This is a genomic window from Paracoccus versutus (assembly GCF_000763885.1).
Taxonomy (GTDB): Bacteria; Pseudomonadota; Alphaproteobacteria; order Rhodobacterales; family Rhodobacteraceae; genus Paracoccus; species Paracoccus versutus.
In genome coordinates this window covers 1-17,033 of the sequence record NZ_JRKO01000082.1, presented here as the reverse complement: position 1 = coordinate 17,033, position 17,033 = coordinate 1, and the positions used below count along the sequence as shown (strand labels likewise).

At 68.3% G+C, this 17,033-nt stretch carries 13 protein-coding genes; 3 read left to right on the top strand and 10 right to left on the bottom strand.

The features are described from left to right. Positions 1-208 precede the first annotated feature (208 nt). Positions 209-1,579, top strand: a complete 1,371-nt coding sequence (locus IT40_RS23990) for a sigma-54-dependent transcriptional regulator (protein ID WP_036760423.1) — start codon at positions 209-211, stop codon at positions 1,577-1,579. Next, the gene (locus tag IT40_RS23985) at positions 1,572-3,533 is read left to right on the top strand and encodes a sensor histidine kinase (RefSeq protein ID WP_036760417.1); all 1,962 of its coding nucleotides are present in this window, start codon (positions 1,572-1,574) and stop codon (positions 3,531-3,533) included. Before IT40_RS23990 ends, IT40_RS23985 begins: the two co-directional genes overlap by 8 nt. A 44-nt stretch (positions 3,534-3,577) precedes the next feature. On the opposite strand, the gene IT40_RS23980 is transcribed toward IT40_RS23985, so the two are convergent. From IT40_RS23980 to IT40_RS23940, 9 genes are all read right to left on the bottom strand, one after another. Then, a complete protein-coding gene (locus IT40_RS23980) occupies positions 3,578-5,188 on the bottom strand; it encodes an OFA family MFS transporter (protein ID WP_243784725.1) in 1,611 nt (536 codons plus the stop codon). Between the two features lie 318 nt (positions 5,189-5,506). Further along, positions 5,507-6,814, bottom strand: a complete 1,308-nt coding sequence (locus IT40_RS27050) for a hypothetical protein (protein WP_052096266.1) — start codon at positions 6,812-6,814, stop codon at positions 5,507-5,509. Positions 6,815-6,829: 15 nt separating this feature from the next. Then, positions 6,830-8,410 (bottom strand): S8 family peptidase, encoded by a 1,581-nt coding sequence (locus IT40_RS23970; RefSeq protein WP_036760420.1) that lies wholly within the window; start codon positions 8,408-8,410, stop codon positions 6,830-6,832. Between the two features lie 276 nt (positions 8,411-8,686). After that, entirely contained in the window at positions 8,687-9,451 is a 765-nt protein-coding gene (locus IT40_RS23965; RefSeq protein ID WP_240540298.1) for an ABC transporter ATP-binding protein, read from the bottom strand. Further along, positions 9,448-10,464 carry a FecCD family ABC transporter permease gene (locus IT40_RS23960; protein WP_116171336.1) on the bottom strand — a complete coding sequence of 339 codons (1,017 nt, stop codon included), beginning with the start codon at positions 10,462-10,464 and terminating at the stop codon, positions 9,448-9,450. The genes IT40_RS23965 and IT40_RS23960 overlap by 4 nt, the downstream gene beginning before the upstream one ends. After that, the gene (locus IT40_RS23955) at positions 10,433-11,464 is read right to left on the bottom strand and encodes an iron ABC transporter substrate-binding protein (protein ID WP_036760408.1); all 1,032 of its coding nucleotides are present in this window, start codon (positions 11,462-11,464) and stop codon (positions 10,433-10,435) included. Before IT40_RS23955 ends, IT40_RS23960 begins: the two co-directional genes overlap by 32 nt. Continuing rightward, positions 11,461-11,922 (bottom strand): tRNA (N6-threonylcarbamoyladenosine(37)-N6)-methyltransferase TrmO, encoded by a 462-nt coding sequence (gene tsaA, locus IT40_RS23950; RefSeq protein ID WP_036760403.1) that lies wholly within the window; start codon positions 11,920-11,922, stop codon positions 11,461-11,463. The genes IT40_RS23955 and tsaA overlap by 4 nt, the downstream gene beginning before the upstream one ends. Beyond that, positions 11,915-12,124, bottom strand: a complete 210-nt coding sequence (locus tag IT40_RS23945; RefSeq protein ID WP_036760400.1) for a TOBE domain-containing protein — start codon at positions 12,122-12,124, stop codon at positions 11,915-11,917. Before IT40_RS23945 ends, tsaA begins: the two co-directional genes overlap by 8 nt. Positions 12,125-12,153: 29 nt before the next feature. Then, positions 12,154-12,666 carry a DUF2478 domain-containing protein gene (locus tag IT40_RS23940; RefSeq protein WP_036760399.1) on the bottom strand — a complete coding sequence of 171 codons (513 nt, stop codon included), beginning with the start codon at positions 12,664-12,666 and terminating at the stop codon, positions 12,154-12,156. Between the two features lie 204 nt (positions 12,667-12,870). On the opposite strand from IT40_RS23940, the gene IT40_RS23935 reads away from it, so the two are divergent. After that, positions 12,871-14,988, top strand: a complete 2,118-nt coding sequence (locus tag IT40_RS23935; protein WP_036760398.1) for a TonB-dependent receptor plug domain-containing protein — start codon at positions 12,871-12,873, stop codon at positions 14,986-14,988. Positions 14,989-15,039: 51 nt separating this feature from the next. Here the strand turns inward: IT40_RS23935 and IT40_RS23930 are convergent, their stop codons facing one another. Continuing rightward, positions 15,040-16,332, bottom strand: a complete 1,293-nt coding sequence (locus tag IT40_RS23930; RefSeq protein ID WP_243700331.1) for an MFS transporter — start codon at positions 16,330-16,332, stop codon at positions 15,040-15,042. Between the last annotated feature and the right edge of the window lie 701 nt (positions 16,333-17,033).

Below are 17,033 nucleotides of genomic sequence, written 5' to 3'. Positions count from 1 at the left end.
CGGGCTTGCGGTCGGGCATCGGCGCGGTTCTCCTGTCGGGCCGTGCAGGCCCCTGCCCCCGATGGCAACAGACCGGCGCCGCGATTTCAACGGACAGCCTGTCGGCCCGTCCTGGACAATCTGTCCGTTGATCTTGCCCCCGCCCCCTGCATCCGATGCTTGCCAAGCAAGGCGGGCCGGTGCCACTGTCCCGCCGAGGGAGAGGATGATGGGAACCCAGAACGACCCCCGCCAGGAAGCGCATGCCGCCCAGGGCGACGCGCTGGCGCAGGCCACGATCCTGGTGGTCGAGGACGAGCCGGGGATGCGCAATTTCCTGGAACGCATCCTGTCGTCGAAATGCCGCGCCATCCGGCTGGCCGCGAACACGGCCGAAGCCAGCGCGCTGGTCGCCCAGACCGATTTCGACCTGGTGATCCTCGACAACCTGATGGAGGGCCAGCGCGGGGTCGACTGGCTGCGGGAACAGCGGCCGCTGGGCTTTTTCCCGCCCGCGATCCTGATGACCGCCCATGCCGACCTGGACACGGCCATCCAGGCGCTGCAGGCCGGGGCCTCGGATTTCCTGCTCAAGCCGTTTCGCACCAACCAGCTGCTGAACACCATCGCCCGCTGCCTGGAAGGCGAAAGGTTGCGGCGCGAGAACCTGATCCTGCAGCAGGAGTTGCGCAACAATATCGACCTGGGCCGCCTGCGCAGCGAGTTGATCGGCAGCTCGCCCGCCATCGAGCGCGTGCGCCAGGTCATCGCCCGCGTGGCGCCGACCCCGTCCTCGGTGCTGATCACCGGCGCCTCGGGCACGGGCAAGGAAGTGGCGGCGCGGATGATCCACGCCCTGTCCGACCGGGCGCGGATGCCCTTCGTTGCGGTGAACTGCGCCGCCATCCCCCGCGACATGCTGGAGGACGAGCTTTTCGGCCATGTGCGCGGCGCCTTTCCCGCCGCCGACCGGAACCGCGAGGGGCTGTTCAGCTCGGCCCGCGGCGGGACGCTGTTTCTGGACGAGATCGCCGAGCTGCCGGTCGCCTTGCAGGCCAAGCTGCTGCGCGCGATCGACGATCGCCGGATCCGGCCGCTGGGGTCCGAGCGCGAGACGGCGGTGGACCTGCGCCTGATCTTTGCCGCGAACGCCGACCTGGACCGCGCCGTGGCCGAGGGGCGGCTGCGCGCGGACCTGCTTTACCGCATCAACGTGCTGCATATCCACATGCCGACCCTGGCCGAACGCGCCGGCGACATGTTCGACCTGGCGGAACTGTTCATGGACACCCTGTCCCGGACGCTGGCAGCGCCCAAGGTGCCGATCACCCCCGAGGTGCGGGCCGGCATGGCGACCTATGACTGGCCGGGCAATGTCCGCGAATTGCGCAACGCCGTCGAGCGCGCGCTGATCCTGGGCCGCTTCACGCCGCTGGTCGCATCGCCGGGCAGGCGCGACGGCCAGACCCTGGCCGAGATCGAGCGGCGGGCGATCCTGGGCACGGTGGCCGCCTTCGACGGCGACCGCGAGGCGGCGGCGGCGCAGCTGGGCATTTCGCGCAAGACCATCGACCGCAGGCTGGCGGACTGGAATGCCTGAGCCGGCGCGTCCGCTCAGCCGCTCGGTGCGTCACAAGCTTCTGGCCATCGCCCTGCTGCCGGTGCTGGTGATCCTGCCGGTCTTTCTGGGGGCGACCATGCATCAATGGTCGCTCAAGCTCGACCGGCTGCTGCTGGTCAAGGTCAACAGCGACCTGACCGTGGCGCAGCAATATCTGGGCCGCATCCTGGAAACCACCGGCGAGCGGATCGAGATGCTGGCCCGCTCCGAAGAATTCGCGCGCACGGCCGATCCGGCCGCGCTGCTGGACAGCCATCGCGACAGGCTGGGGCTGGATTACCTGTATCTGGCCCGCCCGGATGGCCGCGTGGTGGCGTCCAGCCCGCAAGGCATCCGCCCCGCACCCCCGCGCGACGCCGCATCCGCGCGAAACACGCTGGAGGTTTTCGACCGGGACCAGCTGCGCGCCCTTTCCCCGGCGCTGGCCGCGCGCGCCGAAATGGAACGGCCCGGCAACCCGGCGGCAGGCCGGGCCCCGGTCGAGACGCGGGGCATGGTGGCACAATCGCTCGTCCTGGCCAGGCTGCCCGGCAGCGGGGCCGAGGCGGTCCTGGTCGGGGGGATCCTGCTGAACCGCAACCTGTCGGTGATCGACAGCATCAACGCCCTGATCTATCGCCCCGAAAGCCTGCCCGAGGGCAGCCACGGCACCACCTCGCTGTTCCTGGGCGACATGCGCATCGCCACCAACGTCACGGTCCCCGGCGGCGTCCGGGCGCTGGGAACCCGCGCCTCGGCGGCGGTGCGCGAGCGGGTGATCGGCCAGGGGCAGGTCTGGCTGGACCGGGCGCGGGTGCTGGACGACTGGTATGTCTCGGCCTATGCCCCGCTGGCCGACGGCGCGGGCCGCACCATCGGCATGATCTATGTCGGCATCCTGGAACGCCCCTTCGCCGAAGCCCGGCGCCGCACGGTGGGCTGGGTGCTGGTCGGCTTCCTGTGCGTGGCGCTGGTGACGGTGCCGCTGTTCTTGCGATGGGCGCGCGGCATCTTTCGCCCGCTGGAGCGTATCGGCGCCACCTTCGAGCGGGTGCGGTCGGGCAACCTGGCCGCCCGCACCGGCATCAGCCGCGGCGACGACGAGATCGCCGAACTGGCCCTGGCCCTGGACGGGGTGCTGGCGCAATTGCAGGACCACGACCGGCGGATGCGGGCCTGGAACGACGAGCTGAACCGGCGCGTGGACGAGCGCACGGCGGCGCTGCGGCGGGCCGCGCAACAGCTCGAGACCGCGACATACCAGCTGGTCCAGTCCGAAAAGCTGGCCGCCCTTGGCGAAATCTCGGCCGGGATCGCGCATGAGGTGAACAACCCGCTGGCGGTGATCCAGGGCAACCTGGACGTGCTGCGCGAGGTGCTGGGCAAGGCCGCCGCCCCGGCCGAGACCGAATTGCGGCTGATCGACGAGCAGGTGCAGCGCATCTCGCGGATCGTCGCGCAATTGCTGGACTTCGCCCGGACGGACCAGACCGCGGAAGAGCATCCCCTTTCCGATCCGGGGCGGGCCGTGGCCGATTGCGTGCCGCTGGTGGCGCATATGCTTGCCCGGTCCTCGGTCTCGCTGCGCCGGGACATCCGCTCGGATCGGCCGGCCCGCATCAGCCGCATCGCCCTGCAGCAGGTGCTGGTCAACCTGATCGTCAACGCGGTCCATGCCATGCCGCGGGGCGGCGAGATCCGCATCCTGGTGCAGGACCAGGACCGCGACGGCGCGGCAGGGGTGATGCTGCAGGTCTCGGACCAGGGCGAGGGCATCCCGCCCGAAGTGCTGAAGCGCCTGTTCGAGCCCTTCGTCACCAGCCGCGGGCGCAGCGGCGGCACCGGGCTAGGCCTGTCGATCTGCCGCAGGCTGGTCGAGCGGCAAGGCGGCAGCATCGCCGCCAGCAGCGATGCGGGCGGCAGCACCTTCCGCATCTGGCTGCCCGCCGCGTGATCCCGCCGCCCGGACTTGCGGGCCATGGGCGGCGGGCGCAGCCATCAGCCGAACAGGGCCGCGGTCTTCATGATCGTCGTCCACACCCCCCAGGCCAGCGGGATGCCGACCGCCGCCCAGGCCAGCATCGCCGGCAGGTCGAACCGGCCCCGGTCGATTCCGAACGATCCGCTCTGGACCTGGCCGGCGGTTGCCTCGCCGGCCTGCAGGGCCGCGACCTCTTCGGGCTTCATGAACCACTTCTCGTCCAGCGGCCGCACCAGCGCGTTGCAGACCAGCCCGACGGCCAGGAACCCGGCAAGGATATACATCGTGTAGTCGTAGGCCTGCGCCCGCGGCACGCCCGCCGCGATCTGCGCCTCGCGCAGGTAGTTCACGACGACCGGGCCGACGATCCCCGCCGTCGCCCAGGCGGTCAGCAGCCGGCCATGGATCGCGCCCACGAATTGCGTGCCGAAGACATCCGCCAGATAGGCCGGCACCGTCGAGAACCCGCCGCCATACATCGAGATGATGACGCAGATCATCGCCACGAACAGCACCTGGTTGCCCGAGTACGCGGCACTTGGCGCCAGCAGGTAAAGCACGATCCCCAGGCCGAAGAAGATGAAATAGGTGGTCTTGCGCCCCAGCCGGTCCGAGGCCGAGGCCCAGCACAGCCGCCCGGCGATGTTGAACAGCGACAAGAGCCCCGCGAAACCCGCGGCGATGGCCGCGATGGCCGCTTTCTGGCCGGCGTCCAGCTGGGTAAAGCCCAGGTCCGGCCGGCCGACCAGCGATCCGGCGAAGATTTCCTGCAGCATGGGCGAGGCCATGCCGATCACCCCGATCCCGGCCGAGACGTTCAGGCACAGCACCAGCCAGATCAGCCAGAACTGCCGGGTCTTGTGCGCGTCCCTCAGGTGGACGTGATGCCGGGTGATCATCCCCGCCTTCCGGGCCGAGACCTTGGGCTGCCAGCCTTCGGGCTTCCAGCCGGCGGGCGGCACCCGATAACCGAAGGCGCCCGCCAGCATGAAGACGAAATAGACCACCGCCATGACGAAGAAGGTCTGCCACACGCCGACGCCGGTCACGGATTGGAAATGGTTCATCAGCCGGTCCGCCAGCGGCGCCCCGATCATCGCGCCGCCGCCAAAGCCCATGATCGCCATGCCGGTCGCCAGGCCGCGCCGGTCGGGAAACCACTTGATCAGCGTCGAGACCGGCGAGATATAGCCCAGGCCCAGGCCGATGCCGCCGATCAGGCCCGAGCCGAGCCACATCAGCCACAGTTGATGCGTCATCACCCCGAAGCCCGAAACGACCATGCCGCCCGACCAGCACAGGGCCGCGACGACGCCCGCCCTGCGCGGGCCGGCGGTTTCCAGCCAGCCGCCCCAGATCGCGGCCGAGGAACCCAGCAGCACGAAGAACAGCGTATAGATCCAGCCCAGATCGGCGACGCGCCAGTCGCAGCTGGTCGTGAACAGGGCCGAACTCAGGCCCATCCCTTCGCAGACGACCGGGTCGCTGATGCCGATGGCGCGCGACAGCGGCAGCCAGAACACCGAAAAGCCATAGGCCATGCCGATGCACAGGTGGATCGCCAGCGCGGCGGGCGGCACCAGCCAGCGGTTGAAGCCCGGCCGCGCTATCGTGCGCTCGCGGGACAACAAGGGTGCCCGGAATCCTGGAAAATCTTCTATGGCCGTCATCATTCCCCTCCCTGAAACGAATATGCGCGCGCGACCCGTCGGAACCGGCCGCCGCCTGCCCTTTTTCTTGCGAGCATGGACGCTTATCCCCCCGTCCCGCTCCCCTCGGGTTTTGGCACAAGGTGCGGAATGCATGGGGTTGATTTCAATGGACAATCTGTCCAGCCGCCAGGACAGGTTGTCCGGCGCGCCCCGGCCCAGGCCGGAAACCATCAGGAAATCAGGCCGTTTTCGCCCGGCACGGAAGGGTCAATGCAGGTCCGGGCGACCCGGCAGTCAGAGCGAAACGACGCTTCCCAGCAAGGCCCCGATCCCGGCATTGCCGATATTGTTATGCGCATCCGTTCCGCCCGGAACCGCCACCACCACCTTGTCGGCCAGATAGTTGTTCACCCTGCCCGCGACGGGCCGATGGCCGGACGAGGCGGGAAAGCCGCCATGGCGCAGGGCATCCACATGCTGCGCGCCATTGGCCCCCATCGCGCCATAGCGGTCGTTGGCGTCCCCGATCGCCATCGTCCCATCGCCCGCCAGGCGCGAGGCAAGCGCATAGTAGAAGGTGCAGGCCCGGTCGTTATGCGTATGGGTGATCGCGATCGGACCGCGGACCCGCTGTTCGGCCAGCACATCGGCAAAATATCCCGGCCCTGCCGGCGAACTGGCCGCCAGCCCGTTATGCGAGAAGGCGGCTTGCAGCAGGGTCAGGCTTTGCGGGCGCAGCGATTTCATCTGGGACGCGCAGGCCGTGACCAGCCTGCCGCCGAAACTGTGGCCCGCCAGGTGAAGCCGGGTATTCGCCAGGAAGGGCTGGGGGTCCAGGTAGCCGCCCAGCATGCGGCCGACCTTTCCCGCACGGCGCTTCATCGGGTAATAGGTGAACTGGTTCGCCAGCCGGGCGATGCTGGCCAGGGGGCCGCGGACAACCTGCCCGGCGCCCTCCCCGCCGGCCGCGCCGCCGTCTTCGCCATCCCGCGGCACGAAGGGTTTCGCGCTGATCTGGAACAGCAATTCGGGGTTGCTGCTGGCCCGGCGGGCGATCAGCTCCGCCTCGTCCGAAAGCTCGGCATCGTCCCCGGCGGCCAAGGCCTGCATCCGCCTGGCCAGTTCCGCGGCCAGGGCGGCTTTCGTCTCGGCGCTGGGATCGCTGGCGGCGGCGCGGGCCAAGCTGCGCAGCCTGGCGTTCTCCTTGCCCGGCAAGGACTGGCGCAGGATGCGTTCAAAGGTCCGGGGGTCGAGGTCGGACGGACCGCCCGCCAAGGGCGCGGCAAGCGCCCCGCCTGCGGTCTCGCGCCCGGCCCGGTCGTCGAAATCCGTGGGAAAGGCGACCGAAGGCCAGGCGATGCCGGCCAGCACGAAGCGGCGCGAGGACGGGATATGCGGCCGGGCATTGCGCCAGATCGCCTGGTAAAGCCGCGCCGCCTGCGCCTGGGTGTTCTTCCAGCCGTGGGAAAGGACCAGCACATCGGTCGCCTGCACCCTCTGCATGGCCTCGTGCAGCGCGTGCAGGGGCTTGGGGTTGTCGTCCAGGCGGCCCTCGCTGTCGAAGCTCAGCCAGACCAGGGGGGTTCCGTCGATATCGGGCATGGTTCGCTCCTGCGGTCAGATGGATTGCAGCGCACGCATCAGGTCGGCCAGCCCGGCGCCCTGGAAGCTGGGAACGCGGCCCAGGTCGGTCGCGCTGTCCATGAGGATCTGCTTGACGCGCTCGGGCTGGCCGATGAACTCGCGCCGCACGGAAAGCAGCGCCGCGACAAGGCCCGAGACATGGGGCGCGGCCATGCTTGTGCCCGAGCGCTCCTTGAAGCTGGCGATGCGGTCCTTGTCGCCCGGATGGCACGAGACGATCCGCTCGCCCGGCGCCAGAAGATCCGGCTTCATCCGGCCATCGACGGTCGGCCCCTTGGCGGAAAAGAACGAGACCCCGTATTCATGCGGCCGGTCGCGATGGGTCGAGCCGACGGTGATGGCCAGCTCGGCATTGCCGGGATCGGCGATGGTCGAGGCGTTGGCGCTGGAATGCAGCCTGCTGTTCTGGTCTTCGACATAGCCGAAGCCCGCATTTCCCGCCGCGACCACCACCACCACGCCCGAGCGCACCAGCCGGTTGACCTCCTTGCAGATCGAGCTTTGCCCCGCCGCGAACCAGGTCGGGTCGAAGCTGTAGCCAAGGCTCAGGTTCAATCCGTGGATGCGCAGGTTGCGACCGTATTCGTTCAGCCGCTGCACATAGCCGATGGCGGCGATGACATTGCTGATGCCGCTGTCGTCGCGGGCGCGCGACAGCACCTTGAGGCTGATCAGCCGGGTTCGCGGCGCCACGCCCAGGATCATCTCGGGCGGCCGGGCAAGCGAGCTTTCCTCGACCCTGATGCCGTCGGGGCGGGTGTCGATGCTGATGTCCATGCCGTCGATCAGCGGCTTGCCCTCGGGCGTCTGCATCCTGACGTTGGTTTCGCCGGCGATGATGCCGGCGACATGGGTGCCGTGCCCGTCCTGGTCGCACAGCGCCGCCTTGGCCGCGGCGCTGTCGCTTTCATGCGTCCGGGTGAAGTCGTAGTGGTTCAGGCCCGCCGGCGGCTCCAGCGTGTCGTAGGGCCGGAAATGCGGATGCGTGCCGTCGATGCCGGTATCGGCCACCGCCCAGACGATATCCTCGCCCTGCGCGCCGAAGGCGACCCGCGCGGCATCGCATTTGATGGTCTTGTAGGATTTATAGACGCTCGCCTGGAAAGGCTGGTCCAGCCACAGCTTGTAGATCGGCCCGTCCCGCTCTTCCTGGCAGTTCTGCGCGATGCGCCCGATGGTGCCGCGCGACAGCCGCCCGAAAAGATAGCCTTCGGTAAAGGACGAGGTAACAAGGTTGAGTTCATCAGAGGCGTTGAAGCCGATCTTTTTCCACGGACCCTGAATCTCGGCCAAGGCCATGATTTCGGCAACGAATCCCAGCTTTCGTTCGTTCGCGACATCAGCCTTTTCCAGATAGCTCGCGACGAGCGCCGCCCGAGCCATGCGCGCGCCACCTGGGAAATTATTGTTCATCTCGATCATGACGGAAAATGCGTCCCTGGCCGAGCCGGGCGGTTTTCCTTGCGTCATTGCCTCGTAGAGATCCCGCGACACGCAGCTATGAAGCAGGATGCTGTTCGGATCCATATTGCCGGGGGTCTCTTCAGCGGTCATGAAGTCCACCTCATGCAGCCTTTGCAGCATATTGAGATTACCGGGGTTTTTCGAAACGCGCAACGAGAATGGGGGCAATCCGCAAAAGCAAAGCGCCCATTTTCGCGCGGTGAAATTGGGGACGCCGCTGAAATCCCCTTCCTTTGAATCAGCCTATGGCGTGCCTATTCGGACCGAAATGCAGTGTCTGGAAGGCCGGTCAATCGCCCGCGCGGCAAACTGGCGGGCAATGGCAGGCATTTTGTTTGCGACGCCCCGGTTGCCGCATCGGCGCCGTCAATAAAAGCGCAGGCGGCCGTCGTCCCCCTGTTCCCTGCGAACCGGGATGCCATAGAGGCGGGACAGGTTCCCGGCCGTCATCGTCTCTGCGACCGTCCCCGAGGCGAGCAGGCCCGAACGGTTCAGGAGCAGCGCCCGGTCGGCGATGGCGGCGGCGTGGTCGGGATCGTGGCTGGACAGGATGATCCCGGTTCCCGCATCCGCGAGGCGACGGATCGCATGGCCGACCTGCCGGCGGTTGGCGAAATCCAGGCTGGCGGTGGGCTCGTCCATCACCATTGCCGCCGCCTCCTGCGCCAGCGCCCGCGCGATCAGCACCAGCTGGCGCTGGCCGCCCGAAAGCCGGGTGACTTCGGCCCCGGCCAGGTCGGCGATGCCAAGTCTGTCCAGCGCCGCCATCGCCCGTTCCGCCTCGACCCGGCCCGGACGGGCAAAGGGACCAAGCCGGGCCGCCGCCCCCATCAGCACGATGTCGAGGGCGGTAAAGGCAAAGGGCGTCGCCAGCGCCTGCGGCACATGGGCCAGCCGGGCGGCGACCTGGAGCCGCGACAGGCGGGACAGCGGCTCGCCGCCCAGCGCGATCCGGCCATGGACGGGCGGGATCAGCCCCAGCAGGGTCCGAAACAGCGTGGTCTTGCCGGCGCCGTTCGGTCCAAGCAGGCAAAGCACGCTTCCCCGATCCAGGCTCAGGTCGATGCCCCGGATCAGCACCTTGCCGCCATGGCCGATGGCAAGGCCCGTGGCGGTCAGCAGCGGGGTCATTCGCTCCATGCCTTCGTCCCCCGCGCCAGCAGCCAGACGAAAAGCGGCGCGCCGAGGACCGCGGTCAGGATGCCCAGCGGCACCTCGACCGTGGCGATGCTGCGCGCGCTGGTATCGACCAGCACCATGAAGCCCGCGCCGATCAGGATGGCCGCCGGCAGCAGCCGGTCGAAGCGGGGGCCGGTGAGCAACCGCGCCATATGCGGCACCATCAGCCCGATCCAGCCGATCACCCCCGCCAGCGCCACCGCCGCGGCCGTCATCAGCGTGGCGCAGGCGATGACCAGCAGCCGCAGGCGGGTGGCGTCGATGCCCATCGACCGCGCCTCGTCGTCGCCCATGGCCAAAAGCCCGATCCGCCAGCGCAGCGCCAGCAGCGGCGCAAGCCCGACCAGCAGCGCAGGCAGCGCCGCCGCGATGTCCGGGCGCTTGACCCCGGCCAGGCTGCCCATCAGCCAGAAGGTGATGGCGGGCAATTGCTGCTCGGGGTCGGCCAGCAGCTTGACCAGCGAGATCCCGGCCCCCGCCAGCGCGCCGATGGCGATGCCGCACAGCACCATGACCAGCACCTGTCCCGCACCGCGCAGCACCATGGTCAGGCCCAGGACCATCGCCACGGTGGCAAGCCCGGTGCCGAAGCCCAGCATCTGGATGGCCATGACCGGCCAGCCCAGCAGGATGCCCAGCACGGCGCCGAACCCCGCCCCGGCCGACACGCCCAGGATGTCCGGCGAGACCAGCGGATTGCGGAAGGTGGTCTGGTAGGCCGCCCCCGCCGCCGCCAGAGCCGCGCCGACCATGGCCGCCGCCAGCACCCGCGGCAGGCGGATGTTCCACAGCACCGTCACCGCCTGCGGGTCCGAGCGGTCCCCCGACAGGACGGCCACCAGCTGCTGCGGCGCGATCGCATAGGGGCCGACCGCGGCGCCGATCGCCAGCGTGGCGATCAGCCCCAAAGCGAGCCAGCCGTTCAACCGCCGCTCAGTCACCCAGCAAGGCCGCCAGCGCGGCATCGTCGGGGCGCCGGCCATAGAACAGCGCGTAGAATTCGGCGATCTTGGCGTGCAGGTCGCCGGTCGCGGCCTGGGGATAAAGCTTGTGCGAAAGCCAGATCAGCCCAGCCAGGCGATTGACCGAAGGCGGCGCGTCGATGAAGCCGAAGGGGACCGCGGGCGCCAGATGGACGCGCCCGTTCGCCACCGCGGGAATGCCCTGCCATTCCGGCATCTGCGCCACCTTGGCGGCGAAATCCCGGTCGATGGTGACGATCACGTCCGGCGCCCAGGCCTGCACCTGCTCGGGCGAGACGGTGGCAAGCCCGTCGCCTTCCGTCTCGACGACATTCCTTGCGCCCACGCGCTCGATGATCTCGGCATTGATCGAGCCGCGGCCGGCGGTCTCCACGCCTTCCGGCCCGCGCGCAAGATAAACCCTGGGCCGCGCGGCCTGCGGCACCTCGGCCAGAAGCGCGTCCAGATCCGCCAGCGTGGTTTCGGCATATGCCGCCAGGGCCTCGCCGCGCGCGGGGACGCCAAGCAGGTCGGACATCTGCCGGATCGACCGCGGCATCTGCGCAAAGCTGCCGTCGATCAGCACATAGGGCACGCCCGCCTGTTCCTGGACGCGGCCGGCAAGATCGACATAGGTCGCGTTCACCGTGCCGTAATCCACGATCAGGTCGGGCCCCGCCGCAAGCAGCACCTCGAGGTTCAGCGTGTCGCCCCGGCCGGTCAGCCGCCCCAGTTCGGGCAGGTCCGCAACCTCGGGCCGCAGCCAGGCCAGATCGGCCGGCTTCGGCGCGCGAACCCAGCCGATCATCGCCTGGGGCTTCAGCGTATAAAGCAGCGTGGCGGCAGGGGGGCCGGCGGCAAAGACCCTGGCGGGATCGACCGGAACCCGGACCTGCCGTCCGCCGGCATCGGTCACGGTCTTGCCCTCCTGGGCAAGGGCGGGGCCGGCCGCGACCAGGATCGAAAGCACGCCGGCCAGGGCGCGGCGGGTCAGCCGCATCATGCCATCGCTCCGAACGCGGCCTTGATGTCAAGAAGCGGCGTGCCGTCCAGGCAATCCAGCCCGCGCACGGTCAGCACCGGCCCCTCGACCGCCAGCAGCCGCACCACCGACGAGGCGATCGGGTTGGGACGCACCGGCGAGCGCAGGGCAAAGGTGCCGGTCGCGCGCTCGCCGAACTTGGGGTTCTGCAGGACCAGGTCGCGCCGCGCCCGGTCCATCCAGTAAAGGATCTGCAGGTTGGCATGCGCCTCGATCCCGGTCAGTCCCGGAACCCAGGGCTCGAACAGCTCGATCCGGCAGTCCGGCCCGTCGGCGGCATCGCCGCGATGCGGGCAGTCGCCGCGTCGGGTCCAGGGCGTGCGGATACGGCCGATGAACCAAAGCTGCGCGTCAAAGCCCTGCGGCGGGACGACGGCCCGCTCATGCGGTCGCAGGTCGTCGGTGCCGACCTCATTCATCCACGCCCACCATCACGTCGGACGCCTTGATGACGGCCGAGGCGCGGCTGCCGACCACCAAGCCAAGCTCCTTCACCGCGTCATTGGTGATCGAGGCTGTCACCACGCTGCCGCCCAGGTCGATGCGGACATGGCTGGTGACGGCGCCGGTGACGATCTCGACCACCGTGCCGGGCAGGACGTTTCTTGCGCTGAGCTTCATCTGGAAATCTCCCTTTCCATCGACTGGGTTTATGCGACCCGGCGCAGGCAGGCCGCCTGCAGCCAGGCCAGAACCTGATCCTCGTCGGCCGGCAGCGGTTCGGCCGCGCCGCCGGCAAAGGTCAGGAATGCCTCGCGCCATTGCGGCGACACGCCGACCAGCACCGGAAGCCCGCGCGCGCAGGCCTCGCCGATGGCACCGACCAGGCCGCGGCCCACGGCCTCTTGCTTGCCGAACTTGTTCACCACCAGCCCCTGCGCACCGGGCAGCCGGTCATGGACGGCCATCACCGCCGCCTCCAGCGCATCGGGGTCCAGCCGGCAGCCGGTCATGCCGGGGGCGAGGTCGAAACTGACGTTCCGCCGCTCGCCGTCGGGCAGCAGGGCCAGGACGATATTGCATTTCTCGGGCGGGGCGTCGGGGTCCACCGGCTGCACGGTTCCCGCCAGCGCGATTCCCAGGGCGGCCGCCCTTTGCGCGACCACGCTCAGCACGGCATCCGTCCTTCGTTCCTCGTCGGAACAGACATAGCGGATTTCCATTCGCGCCTCCCATCATCTCCGCGCCGTTATAGATACTGAAACATATCGGAGAGCGGTGGCAAGGCCCTGCCGCTTCAAACCGCCACCGCCCGGAAAGAAAGACTTCCGCGCCAATGCCCTATGTTCATCCGTCGCGATTTCATTATGTTTGCTCAAGCATAACGATTCTCTCCGCTGGTGGAGAGCTGTTCGGGAGGGACATGGATGCGGGTCACGACAAGGGCCGGATTGCTTTGCGCCACCATTCTGGGCTGGGCGGCCGCGCCGGCATCGGCGCAGGTGGCCGAGCCGTCGCAGGTCTTCGTGCTGGGCACGATCACCCTGACGGCGGAGGACGACGAAGGCCGGGGCGGCACCACGACCACCGTGACCGCCAAGGATGTCCTGCGCAGCAACCGCACCTCGCTGGACGATGCGCTGCGGGTCGCGCCGGGGGTGCAGGTCGGCAATACCGGCGGCAGCCGGAACGAGCGGCTGGTCTATGTCCGCGGCTTCGACCGCTTCCAGGTGCCGCTGTCGATCGACGGCATCCGCGTCTACCTGCCTGCCGACAACCGGCTGGACTATGGCCGTTTCCTGACGCCGGACCTGGCCGAGATCCAGCTGCAAAAGGGCCATGTCTCGGTCCTGAACAGGCCGGGGGGCATGGGCGGGGCGATCAACCTTGTCACCCGCCAGCCCTCCGCGCCCTTCGAGGGCGAGGCGCGCCTGGGCATCGAGGCCGGCAACCGCGGCGACATCGCCGCCCGCAGCGGCTTTCTGTCGCTGGGCACGCGGCAGGCGGATTTCTGGCTGCAAGGCAGCTACATGCGGCGCGACAGCGACGGCTTCTACCTGTCGCGCGACTTCGTGCCGCGGCCGCAGCAGGGCGCGGGCCTGCGCGAATATGCCGATACCGACGACAGCCGCCTGAACCTCAAGGCCGGCTGGACGCCGAACGCGACCGATGAATATGTCCTCAGCTATACCCGGCAGACCGGGGCGAAGCGCGCGCCCTACAACATCGACCTGCCGATGCGGGGCCGGCCGGACACCGGCTCGGGCGGATACCAGCGGGACTGGACATGGCCGGAATGGGACATCGACAGCCTTGCCTTTTATTCGCATACCGAACTGGCCGGCGGCTATCTGAAGACCCGCGCCTATTACAACCGCTTCGACAACCTGCTGTCGTCCTGGGACGATTCCACGCAGACCACGCAGGAAACCCTGGCGCCGCGCATTTTCGACAGCCGCTACAAGGACGCGGCCTGGGGGCTGAGCGCCGAAGCCGGAACCGAGTTCGGCCCGGATCACGAGGTCAAGGCGGCGCTGCATTACCGCCGCGACCGGCACGATTCCATCCAGTCCGTCGCCCCCGGCACCGGCCGGGAACCCGACCCGCCGGAACGGTCCGAGGAAGAGACGATCTCGGTCGCGCTCGAACATGGCTGGCAGTATTCGCAGGCGCTGAGGCTCGTCTCGGGCATCAGCTACGACAAGGCAAGGATGCTGCGGGCCGACAACAACGACACCAGCGGCTTCCCCGGCCCGGCCGTGCCCGGCAGCTATCCCACCGGCTCGACCGATGCGGTGAACTGGCAACTGGCGGCGATCTACAGCCACGACAGCGGCGAATATCACGCCAGCCTGTCGTCCCGCACCCGCTTTCCGACGCGGTTCGACCGCTACAGCACCCGCTTTGGCACGGCCCTGCCGAACCCCGCCCTGGAATCGGAACGCGCCACCAATATCGAGATCGGCTATGGCGGCCAGATCGGCCCGGCGACGGTCCAGGCGGCGCTGTTCTACAGCAAGGTCAAGGACATGATCCAATCGATGCCGACCGATCAATGGGATGATGAGCGCGACCGGCCCATCGTGCAAAGCCAGAACGTCGGCGACGGCACCTACAAGGGTTTCGAGATCGCGGCGAACTGGCAGGTCAGCGACCGGCTGGGGCTGGTCGCGAACTACACCTGGCTGCATCGCGGCATCACCGACCCGGTCCGGGCCGACTACCGCCCGACCGACACGCCACGCCACAACGCCTATATGCGGCTCGACTGGCGGGCGATGGACGCCCTGACCATCTCGCCCTCGGTCGAGCTTTCCAGCTCCCGCCTGTCGGAAAGCGCGATCCAGCCCTCGGATCCGGGACAGATCGCCTATACCCGCATGAGCGGCTTTGCGTTGGCCAACCTGGATGCGGAATGGCAGGCGAGCGAACAGGCGAGCGTGGTGTTCGGCATCCGCAACCTTTTCGACCGGGACTATCAGCTGGTCGAGGGCTTCCCCGAACCGGGGCGCAGCTTCTTCCTGACCACCCGCATGACCTTCTGAAACGCAAGGGCGGGGCTCGGGCTGGCGGGGGCTTGGGCCCCCGCCCGGCGTTCAGCGCAAGTGCTTGCCCTTGGTTTCCGGGGCCCAGAGGATCGACAGGACCAGCCCCAGCAAGGGGAAGGCGGCCATCATGATCACGGTCGCGGAAAAGCCGAACCTTTGCAGCAGATAGGGCAGAAGATAGGTCACGCCCGCTGCCGATATGCGCGAGAAGGCAGCCGAAAACCCGACCCCCGTCGCCCGCACATGGGTGTCGAAGATCTCGGGCGGATAGACGAACTGGATGTTGTTCGCGGCCGGGGCGACGAACATGTAGATCGCGAACAGCGCGACGATGAACCAGGTCGGCGCCTGCGGGAACAGGCCGAGCGCCAGGAAGGTCAGCAGCACGATCACGAAGGTCCAGATGACGAAGCCGCGCCGGCTCATCCAGTGCAGCATGAAGACGCCGACCACGGCCCCGGCGATCTGGATGGCGTTCAGCGACATGTCCACCGCGGTCGCGTCCTGCAGGCCCAGCGATTCCAGCACCGGCATCATGAAGGTGAAGATGCCGAAGAACGGACCGACCTGGCAGAACCAGAACAAGCCGGAATAAAGCGTCTGCCGCCAGGTCTCGGCCGTGAAAAGCTCGCGCGGCGAGGCGTGCCGCGGGTTCGGGTCGACGTCGGGGATGGCATATTCCGCGCCGAAATGCCGGTCGACGATTGCCTGCGCCTCGGCATCGCGGCCCTGCCCCTTCAGCCACATGGGCGTCTCGGGCAGGGTTATCCGCAAGGCGAAGGTGATCAGCGCCGGGATCACGCTCGAGGCCAGCAGCATCCGCCAGTTGTCGCCGTCATAGAACGAGCCGACGACGAAGGCGACGGTAAAGCCCACCTGCCAGCCGATCGAGAAGCAGCCCAGCAGCACGCCCCTGCCCTTGCGGCGCGAGAATTCCGCCAGCACCGACGAGCCCACGGCATATTCGACGCCGATCGCCAGCCCCAGCGCCAGCCGGATCGCGACCAGCTGCCAGACATCCTGCACGAAGAGTTGCAGCAGCGACAGCACGATAAAGGCCGCCAGGTTCCAGCCAAAGACCGGACGGCGGCCGAAACGATCCGCCAGATTGCCAAAGAACAGCCCGCCGATGAACACCCCGATCAGCGCGCTGGATGCGATCAGGCCCTGGCTGATCGCCGAAAGCTGCATTTCCTGCCTGGCGATGGACAGCGCCGGCCCCACGATGCCCAGGACGTAGCCGTCCAGCACCGCGCCGCCCAGGACGGCCGCGGCCGCCACGACATGAATGGTCTTGAGCGGCGCCTCGTCGATCGGCAGCCGTCCCGAGGCGTCGCGCATCGCGGGTCCGCCGGGTAAAATGGATATGGCCATAGAATACCTTCCTGGGCTCAGAACTGGGCGTTCCGCTGAAGGCTGGCGGAAGCGGCCCGATACGCATCGCGGTTTTCATGGCCCTTCCACCGACGTGGCTCCTCCGCAGGCCCATGAAGTCGCCGGTCGTGAAGCCCCGGAAAACCCCTGGGCCGCGCCAGCCTGTCTTGGGCCGCGGATGCCGGGACGCGGCCTGCATCCTCCCCCCAACATTCGACCTGGGCGCTTTTTCCGACCAGGCAACCGGAACCCGCGCCACCGGAGGCTCCGGCGGACGAAAGCAGGGTCCGGCATGTGAATTCAATTGGCCGGGGCTGATGACCGTTCATCTCCGCCAAGGCACCCCGCGACCCGGACAGGCGGTTTATTCCCCGATAGCCTCATTGGGGCAAACGAGAATATCCTCTCGGGAAGCATTAGAATTTCTAACGCAATTCTCTTGTCCTGGGCCGCATGGTCCGCTTTGCGCATCGCGAGGAGGCCGGGCTGCCTCCGGCCTCCTTATGGACCCGTGGGCCGCCTTGCCTACCGATGCGCCTGTGCGCGATCCCAGTCCTCGCGCTTGGGCAGGGTCTCGAAGGTATGCTCCGGCGGCGGCGAGGGCAGGGTCCATTCCAGCGTGTCGGCGTGTTCGTTCCAGTAGTTCGGCACGTTCACGCGCTTGCCGG

Coding starts and splice junctions, on each gene's coding strand:
- IT40_RS23985 (WP_036760417.1), top strand. CDS start 1,572: ATGCCTGAGCCGGCGCGTCCGCTCAGCCGCTCGGTGCGTCACAAGCTT.
- IT40_RS23960 (WP_116171336.1), bottom strand. CDS start 10,464: ATGCCGCGCTGGCGGCCTTGCTGGGTGACTGAGCGGCGGTTGAACGGC.
- IT40_RS27050 (WP_052096266.1), bottom strand. CDS start 6,814: ATGCCCGATATCGACGGAACCCCCCTGGTCTGGCTGAGCTTCGACAGC.
- IT40_RS23990 (WP_036760423.1), top strand. CDS start 209: ATGGGAACCCAGAACGACCCCCGCCAGGAAGCGCATGCCGCCCAGGGC.
- IT40_RS23970 (WP_036760420.1), bottom strand. CDS start 8,410: ATGACCGCTGAAGAGACCCCCGGCAATATGGATCCGAACAGCATCCTG.
- IT40_RS23935 (WP_036760398.1), top strand. CDS start 12,871: ATGCGGGTCACGACAAGGGCCGGATTGCTTTGCGCCACCATTCTGGGC.
- IT40_RS23940 (WP_036760399.1), bottom strand. CDS start 12,666: ATGGAAATCCGCTATGTCTGTTCCGACGAGGAACGAAGGACGGATGCC.
- tsaA (WP_036760403.1), bottom strand. CDS start 11,922: ATGAATGAGGTCGGCACCGACGACCTGCGACCGCATGAGCGGGCCGTC.
- IT40_RS23965 (WP_240540298.1), bottom strand. CDS start 9,451: ATGACCCCGCTGCTGACCGCCACGGGCCTTGCCATCGGCCATGGCGGC.
- IT40_RS23930 (WP_243700331.1), bottom strand. CDS start 16,332: ATGCGCGACGCCTCGGGACGGCTGCCGATCGACGAGGCGCCGCTCAAG.
- IT40_RS23955 (WP_036760408.1), bottom strand. CDS start 11,464: ATGATGCGGCTGACCCGCCGCGCCCTGGCCGGCGTGCTTTCGATCCTG.
- IT40_RS23945 (WP_036760400.1), bottom strand. CDS start 12,124: ATGAAGCTCAGCGCAAGAAACGTCCTGCCCGGCACGGTGGTCGAGATC.